Below are 13109 nucleotides of genomic sequence, written 5' to 3' on the forward strand. Positions count from 1 at the left end.
TGACTCATGGCGCGCGGGGCGCCGTCCGTTAGCGGTATTTGGCGTCCTGCTCGCGGTCGGCCGCGATCTGCGCTTCGTAGCGGTCCCCCACAGCCAGCAGCATCTGCTTGGTGTAGTAGAGATCGCCCCGCTGTTCGCCGTGGTACTCGAACACGCGCGTTTCGACGATGGCATCGACGGGACAGGCTTCCTCGCAGAAGCCGCAGAAGATGCACTTCGTCAGGTCGATGTCGTAGCGGCTGGTGCGGCGCGAGCCGTCGTCGCGCTGCTCGGACTCGATCGTGATCGCCAACGCCGGGCAGATCGCTTCGCACAGCTTGCAGGCGATGCAGCGCTCCTCGCCGTTCGGATAGCGGCGCAGGGCATGCAGGCCGCGGAAGCGGTTGCTCTGAGGCGTCTTTTCCTCGGGGAACTGGACGGTGATCTTGCGCTGGAAGAAATGCCGCCCGGTCAGGGCCATGCCCTTGACCAATTCCTTCAGGAACAGACTGCCGATGTAATCCTTGGCACCCATGGTCTTCTCAACTCCAGATCGACAGCGGCGACATCAACCACACCGCCACCACAAACACCCACACGAGGGTCACAGGGATGAACACTTTCCAGCCCAGGCGCATGATCTGGTCGTAGCGGAAGCGAGGGAAAGTCGCACGTGCCCACAGGAAGATGAACAGAATCGCGGCGGTCTTGATCGCCAGCCAGTGGAAGCCGTCCGGCAGGAAGCCCACCGGCGACAGCCAGCCGCCCAGGAACAGGACCGAGGTCAGGATCGAGACCAGGATCATGTTGGCGTATTCGGCGAGGAAGAACAGCGCGAAGGCCATGCCCGAATATTCGACCATGTGGCCCGCCACCACCTCGGCCTCGCCTTCGACGACGTCGAAGGGCGCGCGGTTGGTTTCGGCGATGCCCGAGATCAGATAGACGACGAACATCGGCAGCAGCGGCAGCCAGTTCCACGACAGGAAGCCCAGGCCCATGTCGGCGAACATGCCGGTCCCCTGCGAGGTGACGATGTCGCTCAGATTCAGGCTGGCCGAGATCAGCAGCACGCAGATCAGCGCGAAGCCCATCGACACTTCGTAGGACACCATCTGCGCGGCCGCGCGCATCGAGCCCAGGAAGGGATACTTCGAGTTCGACGCCCAGCCGGCGACGATCACGCCATAGACTTCCAGCGAGGTGATCGCGAGCAGGAACAGCAGGCCGGCATTGACGTTGGCCAGCACCAGTCCGTCATCGAAGGGCACCACCGCCCAGGCCGCCAGCGACGGCGCGATGGCGAGGATCGGGCCGAGGATGAACAGCCCCTTGTTGGAGCTGCTCGGAACGATGATTTCCTTCAGCAGCAGCTTGACGCCGTCGGCGATCGGCTGCAGCAGGCCTTTCGGACCGACGCGGTTGGGGCCGATACGAACCTGCATGTAGCCGATGACCTTGCGCTCGGCCAGGGTCAGGTAGGCCACGCAGATCATCAGGGGCGCGATGATCGCGACGATCTTGGCCAGCGTCCACACTGCGGGCCAGGCAGGGCCGAAGAAGTCGGCGACGGGTTGCAGCATCGATTCCATCAGGCACGCTCCAAGCTCAATTCACCGCTCATCGCGCCGAGCGTCGCGGTCGATATGTGCGCGGCCGCGATCCTGACGCAGGCTGCGGCGAGCGCCGGGTCGGCCTGCGCGACCAGTTCCGCGGACGCCGAACCCTGCTTCACGCGGACACGGTCGCCGTCGGCGATACCCAGTGCTGCAAACGTCGCAGGCGCCATGCGCGCCGTCGGCGCCTTGGCATCGCGGGTCTTCTGCAAGGCCTCGGCACGGCGGGCGATCGGATCGGCGAAATGGATCGGTACGTCGGTGACGCGTTCCAGCGCTCCGCCCGGAGCTTCGGCCGCGTCGACGATGATGCCCTCGATGCTGTTGCCGAGCTTCGACGCCACATCCTCACCCAGCGCTTCGGCACGCACGGCTTCGGAATCGTTCTGCGAGAAGCCATCGAGCGACAGCAGGTTGCCCAGCACGCGCAGCACCTTCCAGGCCGGCCGCGTCTCGCCTTGCGGGCGGGCGACGGCGTTGAAGCTCTGCGCCCGACCTTCGCAATTCACGTAGGTGCCGGAGGTCTCGCTGAAGGGCGCGACCGGCAGCATCACGTCGGCGACGCCGCGCAGCGACTCGGAATCGAAGGCGCTCAGGGCGACGACCAGTTGGGCGGATCCAGCGCGGCGGCGGCCGCCGAAGGATTGGCGAAATCGAAGGCGGGTTCGGCGCCGAGCACGACATAGGCCTTGCGCGCCTGCTCGATCATGGCCGCGGCGTCGAGGCCGCCGTTCGCCGGCACCGCGCCGGCCAGATAACCGCCGACGCTGTTGGCCGCCTCGCCGATGAAGCCGAAAACGCCGCCGGTGAGATGGGCGATTTCCTGGGCGAGCATCTGCAGTTCGCTGGCGCGGGCATGCTGCACGGCCAGGTTGCCGAGCCAGACCGCCGGCTTGCGGCCCGAGGCCAGGCTCTTCGCGATCGCGCGCGCTTCGTCCGACACCTGCACCGGCAGCTTGCCGCGCAGCGCCACCGAGACTTCGGCGCCCTTCTCTTCGGCCAGCGCCGCGACGACCTGCGCCAGCGCCGGCACCATGGCCGAGGGTGCGACCAGGGCACGATTCCTGACCGGCAGCAGCCACTCTTCGGCATTCGGGCCAAGCGCACTCACCTGCAGGCCCTTCTTCGCCGCCTGGCGGACACGCTGCGCCAGCAGCGGTGCATCCTTGCGCAGGAAGCTGCCGACCACCAGCAGGCGATCCAGCTCCTTGACGCCGGCGATCGGCATGCCCAGCCAGGGCGCACCGCCGCACTTGCCGTCGGCACGGAAGTCCGACTGGCGCAGGCGGAAATCGACGTTGTCGAACCCAGACCGCGCACCAGCTTCTGCAGCAGATACAGCTCTTCGATGGTGGCGTGCGGCGAACCGAGCGCGCCGATCGAAGCCGGGCCGTGGTCCTTGGCGATGCCGCGCAGGCCGTTGGCGACGAATTCGAGCGCCGCCTGCCAGTCGACCCGCTTCCACTCGCCGCCCTGCTTGATCATCGGCACGGTCAGGCGTTCGTCGCTGTTGAGCGCCTCGTAGGAGAAACGATCCTTGTCGGACAGCCAGCACTCGTTGATTTCTTCGTTTTCCAGCGGCAGCACGCGCTTGACCACGTCGTGCTTGGTCTGGACGATGAGATTGGAGCCGAGCGAATCGTGCGGGCTCACCGACTTGCGCCGCGACAGCTCCCAGGTACGCGCGGCGAAGCGGAACGGCTTCGAGGTCAGCGCGCCCACCGGGCAGAGGTCGATGATGTTGCCCGACAGCTCCGAGTCGATGGTCTTCTCGATGAAGGGCATGATCTCGGCGTGCTCGCCGCGGAAGGCCTGGCCGAGTTCCATCTCGCCGGCGATCTCGGCGGTGAAGCGGACACAGCGCGTGCAGTTGATGCAGCGCGTCATGTCGGTCGACACCAGCGAGCCGAGGTTCTTGTTGAAGACGACGCGCTTCTCTTCCTGGTAGCGCGAAGCCGACGAGCCATAGCCGACGGCCAGATCCTGCAGTTGGCATTCGCCACCCTGGTCGCAGATCGGGCAATCGAGCGGGTGGTTGATCAGCAGGAACTCCATGACGCCCTTCTGGGCCTTCACGGCGAGTTCCGAGTGCGTCCACACCTTCATGCCGTTGGTCACCGGCGTCGCACAGGCCGGCAGCGGCTTGGGCGCCTTTTCGACCTGGACGAGGCACATCCGGCAGTTGGCCGCGATCGACAGTTTCTTGTGATAGCAGAAGTGCGGAATGTAGGCGCCGGCGGCTGCGGCGGCATCCATCACGGTGCTGCCGTCGTCGACCTGGACCTGCTTGCCGTCGATTTCGATCTCTAGCATGACGGGCTCACGTAGATTTGACTGCCAGCGTACTGCACATCAGGCGGCACGAGGCATTTCTTGTTTTCGATGTGGTACTCGAACTCGGCGCCGAAGTGCTTGACGAAGCTCTGCACCGGCATGGAGGCAGCATCGCCCAGGGCGCAGATCGTGCGGCCCATGATGTTGGTGGTGACCGAGTTCAGCAGTTCGAGGTCGTCGGCGCGGCCGAGGCCGTGCTCGATGCGATGCACCACGCGGTAGAGCCAGCCCGTGCCTTCGCGGCACGGCGTGCACTGGCCGCAGGATTCCTCGAAGTAGAAATAGGACAGGCGTTCGAGCGCCTTCACCATGCAGGTGGTCTCGTCCATGACGATGACCGCGCCGGAACCCAGCATCGATCCCGCCTTGGAGATCGAGTCGTAGTCCATCGTGCAGTCCATCATGATGTTGCCGGGCACCACCGGCGACGACGAACCGCCCGGAATCACCGCCTTCAGCTTGCGGCCGCCGCGCATGCCGCCGGCCATCTCCAGCAGTTCGGAGAACGGCGTGCCGAGCGGAATCTCGTAGTTGCCGGGACGATTGACGTGGCCCGAGATCGAGAACAGCTTCATGCCGCCGTTGTTGGGCTTGCCGAGGTTCAGGAAGGCCTCGCCGCCCATGTTCATGATGAAGGGCACCGAGGCAAAGGTCTCGGTGTTGTTGATCGTCGTCGGTTTGCCGTAGAGGCCGTAGCTCGCCGGGAACGGCGGCTTGAAGCGCGGCTGGCCCTTCTTGCCCTCGATCGATTCGAGAAGCGCGGTTTCCTCGCCGCAGATGTAGGCGCCGTAGCCGTGATGGGCGAACAGCTCGAAGGAGAAGTCGGTACCGAGGATGTTCCGGCCGAGCAGGCCGGCGGCGCGCGCTTCGGCCAGCGCCTCCTCGAAGCGCGAATACACTTCGAAGATCTCGCCGTGGATGTAGTTGTAGCCGCGGGCGGCACCCATCGCGTAGGCCGCGATGATCATGCCCTCGATGACGCTGTGCGGGTTGTAGCGCAGGATGTCGCGATCCTTGAACGTCCCCGGCTCGCCTTCATCCGAGTTGCAGGCGAGGTACTTGTCGCCCGGGAAGGCGCGCGGCATGAAGCTCCACTTGAGACCGGTGGGGAAGCCCGCGCCGCCCCGGCCGCGCAGCACCGAAGTCTTCAGTTCGGCGATGATCGCGTCCTGCGGCGTCTTCTCGGCGAGGATCTTCTTCAGCGCAGAATAGCCGCCACGCGCGACATAGTCCTGGAGCCGCCAGGTGCGGTCGCCGTCACAGCCGGCGAGGATCATTCCTTGCGTGCTCATTTCTTGTCCAGGTCCGCCAGCATCTGGTCGATCTTTTCCGTGGTCATCCAGTTGCACATCTGGTGGTTGTTCACCAGCAGTACAGGCGCATCGCCACAGGCACCCATGCACTCGCCTTCCTTCAGCGTGAACTTGCCGTCGGGCGTGGTCTCGTTGAAATCGATTCCCAGCTTCTGCTTGACGTACTCGGCGGCATGGACGCCGCCGGACAAGGCACAGGGCAGGTTCGTGCACACCGTGATCTTGTGGCGCCCCACCGGCTCGAGGTCGTACATGTTGTAGAAGCTGGCCACCTCGTAGGCCGCGATCGGCGGCATCTCGAGATAGCGGGCAACGAACTCGATGAGTTCCTTCGGCAGCCACCCTTTCTCGACCTGCGCGATGCGCAGCGCCGCCATCACGGCAGACTGCTTCTGCTCTGGTGGATACTTGGCGATCTCTCGATCGATCTGTTGCAAGGATTCCTGGCTCAGCATTTCGTTTTGATCTTCCGGATAGCCTGCCGACTCTTGTTAGCCGATGTCACGCCCATGGCGCGGGAAGCGGTCCGACCTCAGCGGTCGATCTCGCCGAACACGACATCCATCGTGCCGATGATGGCGACGACGTCCGCGATCATGTGCCCGCGGGTCATGTCGTCCATCGCCGCGAGGTGCGCGAAGCCCGGTGCCCGCAGCTTGAGGCGGTACGGCTTGTTCGCGCCGTCCGAGACCGCGTACACGCCGAACTCGCCCTTGGGGTGCTCGACCGCGGCATAGACCTCGCCCTTGGGCACATGGATGCCTTCGGTGAACAGCTTGAAGTGGTGGATCAGCTCTTCCATGTTGGACTTCATGTCCTCGCGCGAAGGCGGCGCCACCTTGTGGTTGTCGGTGATGACCGGGCCGGGATTCTTGCGCAGCCAGTCCACACACTGCTTGACGATGCGGTTCGACTGGCGCATTTCTTCCATGCGGCACAGGTAGCGATCGTAGCAGTCGCCGTTCTTGCCGATCGGCACGTCGAAATCCATGCGGTCATAGACTTCATAGGGCTGCTTCTTGCGCAGATCCCAGGCGATGCCGGAACCACGCAGCATCGGGCCGGTGAAGCCCCAGGCGAGCGCCTGCTCCGGCGAAACCACGCCGATGCCGACGGTACGCTGCTTCCAGATCCGGTTGTCGGTCAGCAGGGTTTCGTACTCGTCGCAATAGGTCGGGAAGCGGTTGGTGAAGTCCTCGATGAAGTCGAGCATCGAACCGTCGCGCGCGGCGTTGAGCTCGCGCACCGTCTTCTCGTTGCGGAACTTGTTGACCTCGTACTTCGGCATCCGCTCGGGCAGATCGCGATAGACGCCGCCCGGCCGGTAATAGGCCGCGTGCATCCGTGCGCCCGAGACCGCCTCATAGACGTCCATCAGGTCTTCGCGCTCGCGGAAGGTGTAGAGCACCATCGTCATCGCGCCGATGTCGAGCGCGTGGGTGCCGATGTTGAGCAGGTGGTTCAGGATGCGCGTGATCTCGTCGAACATCACGCGGATGTACTGCGCACGCTCCGGCACCTCGACGCCGAGCAGGCGTTCGATGGCCATACAGTAGGCGTGCTCGTTGCACATCATCGACACGTAGTCGAGGCGGTCCATGTACGGTACCGACTGGACCCAGGTGCGCGTTTCGGCAAGCTTCTCGGTACCGCGGTGCAGCAGGCCGATGTGCGGATCGGCGCGCTCGACGACTTCGCCGTCGAGTTCGAGCACCAGACGCAGCACGCCGTGGGCCGACGGGTGCTGCGGACCAAAGTTGATCGTGTAGTTGCGGATCTCAGCCATGGCCGACGTCCCCGTAGTTCTCTTCGCGCACGATGCGCGGCGTGTTCTCGCGCGGCTCGATGGTGACCGGCTGATAGACGACCCTGCCCTGCTCCGGGTCGTAGCGCATTTCGACGTAACCCGAGACCGGGAAGTCCTTGCGGAACGGATGACCGACGAAGCCGTAGTCGGTCAGGATGCGACGCAAATCGGGGTGGCCGGCATACATGATGCCGTACAGATCGAAGGACTCGCGCTCGAACCAGTTCGCGCTCGGCCAGACATCCACGACCGAATCCAGCACCGGGAAAGCGTCGTCGTCGGCAAACGTCCGCAGGCGCAGGCGCCAGTTGTGGCGAATGGAGGTCAGGTGCGCGGACGAAGCGAAGCGCCTGCCCTCCCAGCTCGCATTGCCGTAAGTGGAATAGTCGAGACCCGAAATGTCGATCAGTTGCTCGAAATGCAGGTCTTCGTGGTCGCGAAGCGTCCGGGCCACGTTCAGATAATCGGCGGCAGCGACTTCGATCGTCACTTCCCCGCAGTCGACAACCAGGGACTGCAGCGTCTCGCCGAATACATCGCGCAGCTTCTGGCTCAGGCGTTCAAGCTTGGCACTCATGTCTGTGGCACCTGTCAGCGCGCGATCGTGTTCGTGCGCTTGATCTTGTTCTGAAGCTGGAGAATGCCGTAGAGCAAGGCCTCGGCCGTGGGCGGACAGCCCGGCACATAGACATCGACCGGCACGATGCGGTCGCAGCCACGCACGACCGAATAGGAATAATGGTAGTACCCGCCGCCATTGGCACAGGAACCCATCGAAATGACCCAGCGCGGCTCGGCCATCTGGTCATACACCTTGCGCAGCGCCGGCGCCATCTTGTTACACAAGGTACCGGCCACGATCATCAGGTCGGACTGGCGGGGACTGGGCCGGAACACCACGCCGAAGCGGTCGAGGTCATACCGCGCACAGCCGGCATGAATCATCTCCACCGCACAGCAGGCCAGACCGAAAGTCATCGGCCACAGCGAACCGGTGCGCGTCCAGTTGATGACCGCGTCGAGCGAAGTCGTGACGAAACCTTCGCGGAAGACACCCTCAATGCTCATGCCTTACTCCCAGTCGAGCGCGCCGTTCTTCCACTCGACGATGTATCCGATAACCAGAATCGCAAGAAAGACCATCACCGAGCCGAACACGAACCAGACGTGCTCGCCGGCAGCGATGAACTCCTGGAAAACCGTCGCCCACGGAAACAGGAAGGCGATTTCCAGATCGAACAGAATGAAGAGGATGGCGATCAGATAGTAGCGAACGTCGAACTTCATGCGGGCGTCCTCAAACGCCTCGAAGCCGCATTCGTACGGGGAGAGCTTTTCACTGTCGGGACGGTAGGGAGCAACGATCCGCCCGAGGAGCACCGGAGCGACACCGAAACCCAACCCAACGAGCATGAACATCAGGACAGGAAAGTAATTTTCCAGCATGCTCAAAACCCCCTAGCAAATTCAACAGCAGGAACGCTGTCATTATTGTTTTGGCTGCCCAGCGCAGGAACGCCCGCAATAGCGGGCGCTCTCCGTAATCATGGTGCCGACGATGAGACTCGAACTCATACGGCTTTCGCCACTACCCCCTCAAGATAGCGTGTCCTACCAATTTCACCACGTCGGCGCTTTGTTTCAAAGCCTGCTAATTATACGATCTTTTACACAGCTAGCAAACCATCGGATGCGTATTTATTTGGGAATGGCCTGCGCAGCAGAATCGTCGGCCGGCGCCGACGGCACGGCAGGAACGCCATCCTGGGGCGACGGCACCTGTACGCCCTCCATGATGCTGGACGGCGCTGCCGGCTTGTCGTTGGCGAGATAGCTCAGTCCCAGACTGGTCAGGAAGAAGACCGTCGCCAGCACGGCCGTCGTGCGGCTGAGAAAGTTCGCCGAACCGGACGAACCGAACAAGCTGCCCGACGAACCACTGCCGAACGCAGCCCCCATGTCGGCCCCTTTCCCATGCTGCATCAGGACCAGGCCGATCACGCCGAGGCCGACCAGCACATGGACGGTCAGCACGAGAGAGAAAAGATAGTCACCCATCACAAACCCTAAAAGAACTTCGTTGAAAACTCAGACCCCTGCCGCCCGGCAGATGGCCATGAAATCATCGGCGACCAGCGACGCACCGCCGATCAGCCCGCCGTCCACGTTCGGCATCGCGAAAAGCTCCGCCGCATTGTCGGGCTTCACGCTGCCGCCATACAGGATGCGGATGGCGGCAGCATCGACACCCTGCCCCGCCAGCCAGCCGCGTATCGCAGCATGGACTTCTTCGGCCTGTTCCGCCGTCGCCGAACGCCCGGTGCCGATCGCCCAGACCGGCTCGTAAGCCAGCACCAGCCGGCCCAGCCCTTCCCGGCCGAGCAAGCCTCCCACCGCCGAAAGCTGACGCGTGATGACGGCCAGCGCTTCGCCCGCCTCGCGCTCCTCCAGCGTCTCCCCCACACAGACGATCGGCACCAAGCCCGCCGACAGCGCAGCCGAGGCCTTGCGTGCGACGGTCGGATCGTCCTCGCCGAACAAGGCCCGCCGCTCGGAATGGCCCACGATCACGTAACGGCAGCCGAAGTCCGCGAGCATCGCGGCGCTGACTTCGCCCGTGTAGGCGCCCGCGGCACACTCGCTGACGTCCTGTGCCCCCAGTTCGACACCCGACGGACGACGCTGCAGCTGGGCAAGATAGGGATAGGGAACGCACAGCGCGACATCGACCCCAAGTACCGGGCGAAGCCCCGCAAGCAGGGCTTCGTTGGCAGCCAGGCTGCCGTTCATCTTCCAGTTGCCTGCGACGAGTTTTTTCATCATGGTGCGGACGTTCTGACGCAGAAAGCTAAACCGTAGGATTATAGGACTCAGGCGACCTGCCGGCAAATCCGCGCGAATGGGCCGCCCTGCGGTTCCCTTCGCCCGCGCCGTAACGGCACACTGGCGCGCATGTCGACGCTATGCTTGGAGCCACGCCCGCCTGCCGATATGCTTGGTGGCGTGGGCCGTAGCGAATGCCGGACCGCGGCCGAACACGAACCAAACCGTGCCAGGTCTGCCGAACGTGAGTCACTCACCACCGCAGGAGCACCGTCATGGAAAAGCCAGTGCACGTCCTGAAGGATCTTTTCGCCCAGCTCGGGCTGCCGAACTCGACTGCCGAGATCGAAGCCTTCATTGCTGCGCACGCACCGCTCGCCGACGAGATCAAGCTGCCCGAGGCGCCGTTCTGGACGACAGGCCAGGCCGCGTTTCTACACGAACAGCTTGCGAACGATGCCGACTGGGCCGAACTCGTAGATCAGCTCAATGCGGCGCTGCGCAACAACGATTCAGCATAAGCGAAAGCCGGCAACATGTGCCGGCCTTCGTTGGAGCAAAAAAGGCGGCCCAGGCCGCCTTTGTCCGTTCAGCCGAAGCGGCCGGTGATGTAGTCCTCGGTTTCCTTCTTTTTCGGCTTCACGAACAACTCGTCGGTGACGCCGAACTCGACCATCTCGCCGAGATACATGTAGGCGGTGTAATCCGAGATTCGCGCCGCCTGCTGCATGTTGTGCGTGACGATGATGATGGTGAACTCGGTTTTCAGTTCGTCGACCAGTTCCTCGATGCGTGCGGTCGAGATCGGATCGAGCGCCGAAGTCGGCTCGTCGAGCAGGATGACTTCGGGCTTCACCGCGATGCCGCGGGCGATGCACAGGCGCTGCTGCTGACCGCCCGACAGGCTCATGCCGCTCTGGTGGAGCTTGTCCTTGACCTCGTCCCACAACGCCGCCTTGCGCAGCGCCCACTCCACGCGATCGTCCATCTCTTTCGACGACAGCCTTTCATGCAGCTTCACACCGAAGGCGATGTTGTCGTAGATCGACATCGGAAACGGCGTCGGCTTCTGGAAGACCATGCCGATCTTGGCGCGCAGCACGCTGACGTCGATGTCCGAACCCAGCAGGTTGCGGCCGTCGAGCAGCAACTGGCCGTCGGCGCGCTGCTCGGGGTAGAGGTCGTACATCCGGTTGATCGTGCGCAGCAGCGTCGATTTGCCGCAGCCGGACGGGCCGATGAAGGCGGTGCATTTGTGCCGCGCCATCTTGAAGTTGATGTTCTTCAGCGCATGGAACTTGCCGTAGTAGAAGTTGAAGTCCTTGAACTCGATTTGCGCGTCGTTGATTTGCATATGTTCTGCTCCAGTCGCGGGCCGGCTGCCGGCCCGGAATTGCTGGCAATGGATCCTTAGTTGATCTTTTCGGCCCGCAGGAAGACGCGGGCAACGATGTTGAGCACCAGGACGCCCATGGTGATCAGGAAGACGCCCGCCCAGGCCAGGTCCTGCCAATTGGTGAAGGGGCTCATGGCGAACTTGAAGATGGTCACCGGCAGGTTCGCCATCGGTTCGTTGAGGTTCAGCGTCCAGAACTGGTTGGACAGCGCGGTGAAGAGCAGCGGCGCCGTTTCGCCCGCGATCCGCGCCACCGCCAGCAGCACGCCGGTCAGTACCCCGGCGCGGGCCGCCCGCAGCGTGACCTTCGAGATCACCACGCTCTTCGGCGCCCCCAGGGCGAAAGCGGCTTCGCGCAAGGTGTTGGGGATCAGTTGCAGCATGTTCTCGGTCGTGCGCACCACGACCGGCAGCACGATCAGCGCCAGCGCGATGACCCCCGACCAGGCCGAGAACTTGCCTGTCTGCGCCACCACCACCGCATAGACAAACAGACCGATCACGATCGACGGTGCCGACAGCAGCAGATCGTTGATGAAGCGGGTGGTCTTGCCCAGCCAGTGATGCTGGCCATACTCGGCCAGATACACGCCGGTCAGGATGCCGATCGGCGTCCCGAGCAGGGTCGCCAGCGTCACCAGGATCAGGCTGCCCACGATCGCGTTGAGCAGACCGCCGCTCTCGGCGCCAGGAGGAGGCGTCATCTCGGTGAACAAGGCAACCGACAGGCCGGACACGCCCAGTTCGAACACCGTCCACAAGATCCACGCCAGCCAGAACAGGCCGAAGGCCATTGCCGACAGGGACAGGGTCAGGGCGACCCTGTTGGTGAGTTTGCGTCTTGCAAGCAGATTCATGTCGGTCACTCGCTCAGCTCTTGGCGCCTTCGCCCTTGGCGAGTCGCATCAGCAGCAGTTTGGAAACGATCAGCACGACCAGCGTGATCGCAAACAGGATCAGGCCAAGCTCCATCAGCGCCGCGGTATGCAGGCCCGGATCGGCTTCGGCGAACTCGTTCGCCAGCGCCGAAGTGATGCTGTTGCCGGGTTCGAACAGCGACGCGGAATTGAGGAAGTTGGTGTTGCCGATGACGAAGGTCACCGCCATCGTCTCGCCCAGCGCACGGCCGAGACCCAGCATCACGCCGCCGATCACGCCGGTCTTGGTATAGGGCAGCACCACGCCCCACATCACTTCCCAGGTCGTGCAGCCGACGCCGTAGGCCGACTCCTTCAGCATCGGCGGCGTCACCTCGAACACGTCGCGCATGACCGAGGCGATGTAGGGAATGATCATGATCGCCAGGATGATGCCCGCACAGAGCAGGCCGATGCCCAGCGGCGCACCGGCGAACAGCTTGCCGATGACCGGCACCTGCCCGATCGACGACTGCAGGCCGGGCTGGACGTACTGGGCGAAGATCGGCGCGAAGATCAGCAGGCCCCACATGCCATAGACGATGCTGGGAATCGCGGCGAGCAGCTCGATCGCGGTACCGAGCGGACGGCGCAGCCAGGCCGGTGAAAGCTCGGTCAGGAAGAGCGCGATGCCGAAGCTGACCGGCACCGCGATCAGCAAGGCGATCGCCGAGGTGACCAGCGTGCCGTAGATCGGAATCAGCGCGCCGAAATCCTCCATCGGCGGATTCCAGGCGTCGGAGAACAGGAAGCCGATGCCGAAAGCCTGGATGCTCGGCCAGGATGCATAGATGAGCGCGACGACGATGCCCGCCAGCAGAATCAGCGTCAGCCAGGCGAAGGACTTCGCCATACCGCTGAACACCTTGTCGCCGGCCCTTCTCGACGCCGAAGACTTGAATTCGGTCGCTCGCATGGAAACAC

General features: G+C 63.7%; 14 protein-coding genes, 1 tRNA gene and 1 pseudogene. 1 reads left to right on the forward strand and 15 read right to left on the reverse strand.

What is annotated here, in order from left to right; translation table 11 throughout:
* Positions 1-28: 28 nt before the first annotated feature.
* From nuoI to tpiA, 12 genes and pseudogenes are all read right to left on the reverse strand, one after another.
* The gene (nuoI, locus tag AAFL97_RS13720; RefSeq protein WP_341645383.1) at positions 29-514 is read right to left on the reverse strand and encodes an NADH-quinone oxidoreductase subunit NuoI; all 486 of its coding nucleotides are present in this window, start codon (positions 512-514) and stop codon (positions 29-31) included.
* A gap of 7 nt (positions 515-521) precedes the next feature.
* A complete protein-coding gene (gene nuoH, locus AAFL97_RS13725; protein ID WP_263459901.1) occupies positions 522-1571 on the reverse strand; it encodes an NADH-quinone oxidoreductase subunit NuoH in 1050 nt (349 codons plus the stop codon).
* Positions 1571-3908 (reverse strand): annotated as a pseudogene (gene nuoG / locus AAFL97_RS13730) (NADH-quinone oxidoreductase subunit NuoG). Before nuoG ends, nuoH begins: the two are co-directional and overlap by 1 nt.
* Positions 3902-5206, reverse strand: a complete 1305-nt coding sequence (nuoF, locus tag AAFL97_RS13735; RefSeq protein ID WP_341647172.1) for an NADH-quinone oxidoreductase subunit NuoF — start codon at positions 5204-5206, stop codon at positions 3902-3904. Before nuoF ends, nuoG begins: the two are co-directional and overlap by 7 nt.
* Positions 5207-5217: 11 nt before the next feature.
* Entirely contained in the window at positions 5218-5697 is a 480-nt protein-coding gene (nuoE, locus tag AAFL97_RS13740) for an NADH-quinone oxidoreductase subunit NuoE (protein WP_341645384.1), read from the reverse strand.
* A 77-nt stretch (positions 5698-5774) separates the two neighbouring features.
* The gene (locus tag AAFL97_RS13745) at positions 5775-7028 is read right to left on the reverse strand and encodes an NADH-quinone oxidoreductase subunit D (protein WP_341645385.1); all 1254 of its coding nucleotides are present in this window, start codon (positions 7026-7028) and stop codon (positions 5775-5777) included.
* The gene (locus tag AAFL97_RS13750; RefSeq protein ID WP_341645386.1) at positions 7021-7626 is read right to left on the reverse strand and encodes an NADH-quinone oxidoreductase subunit C; all 606 of its coding nucleotides are present in this window, start codon (positions 7624-7626) and stop codon (positions 7021-7023) included. Before AAFL97_RS13750 ends, AAFL97_RS13745 begins: the two co-directional genes overlap by 8 nt.
* Positions 7627-7640: 14 nt before the next feature.
* Positions 7641-8117 (reverse strand): NuoB/complex I 20 kDa subunit family protein, encoded by a 477-nt coding sequence (locus AAFL97_RS13755; RefSeq protein WP_068634794.1) that lies wholly within the window; start codon positions 8115-8117, stop codon positions 7641-7643.
* 3 nt (positions 8118-8120) lie between these two features.
* Complete coding sequence (gene ndhC / locus AAFL97_RS13760; RefSeq protein WP_263459897.1) at positions 8121-8495, reverse strand: NADH-quinone oxidoreductase subunit A; 375 nt, start codon at positions 8493-8495, stop codon at positions 8121-8123.
* 101 nt (positions 8496-8596) lie between these two features.
* A tRNA-Leu gene (locus AAFL97_RS13765) sits at positions 8597-8682 on the reverse strand.
* A 65-nt stretch (positions 8683-8747) separates the two neighbouring features.
* Positions 8748-9107 (reverse strand): preprotein translocase subunit SecG, encoded by a 360-nt coding sequence (gene secG / locus AAFL97_RS13770; protein WP_341645387.1) that lies wholly within the window; start codon positions 9105-9107, stop codon positions 8748-8750.
* Positions 9108-9137: 30 nt separating this feature from the next.
* The gene (gene tpiA / locus AAFL97_RS13775; RefSeq protein ID WP_341647173.1) at positions 9138-9869 is read right to left on the reverse strand and encodes a triose-phosphate isomerase; all 732 of its coding nucleotides are present in this window, start codon (positions 9867-9869) and stop codon (positions 9138-9140) included.
* 278 nt (positions 9870-10147) lie between these two features.
* Between tpiA and AAFL97_RS13780 the strand changes: the two genes are divergently transcribed.
* The gene (locus tag AAFL97_RS13780) at positions 10148-10393 is read left to right on the forward strand and encodes a DUF2789 domain-containing protein (RefSeq protein WP_341645388.1); all 246 of its coding nucleotides are present in this window, start codon (positions 10148-10150) and stop codon (positions 10391-10393) included.
* A gap of 68 nt (positions 10394-10461) precedes the next feature.
* Here AAFL97_RS13780 and pstB read toward each other — a convergent pair whose 3' ends face one another.
* From pstB to pstC, 3 genes are read right to left on the reverse strand one after another with little or no spacing between them, the layout of a single operon-like run.
* The gene (gene pstB, locus AAFL97_RS13785) at positions 10462-11226 is read right to left on the reverse strand and encodes a phosphate ABC transporter ATP-binding protein PstB (protein WP_341645389.1); all 765 of its coding nucleotides are present in this window, start codon (positions 11224-11226) and stop codon (positions 10462-10464) included.
* Positions 11227-11282: 56 nt separating this feature from the next.
* Entirely contained in the window at positions 11283-12125 is an 843-nt protein-coding gene (pstA, locus tag AAFL97_RS13790) for a phosphate ABC transporter permease PstA (RefSeq protein ID WP_341645390.1), read from the reverse strand.
* A gap of 13 nt (positions 12126-12138) precedes the next feature.
* The gene (pstC, locus tag AAFL97_RS13795; protein WP_341645391.1) at positions 12139-13101 is read right to left on the reverse strand and encodes a phosphate ABC transporter permease PstC; all 963 of its coding nucleotides are present in this window, start codon (positions 13099-13101) and stop codon (positions 12139-12141) included.
* Positions 13102-13109 lie beyond the last annotated feature (8 nt).

Source organism: Thauera sp. SDU_THAU2 (genome assembly GCF_038260575.1).
Lineage (GTDB): Bacteria > Pseudomonadota > Gammaproteobacteria > Burkholderiales > Rhodocyclaceae > Thauera.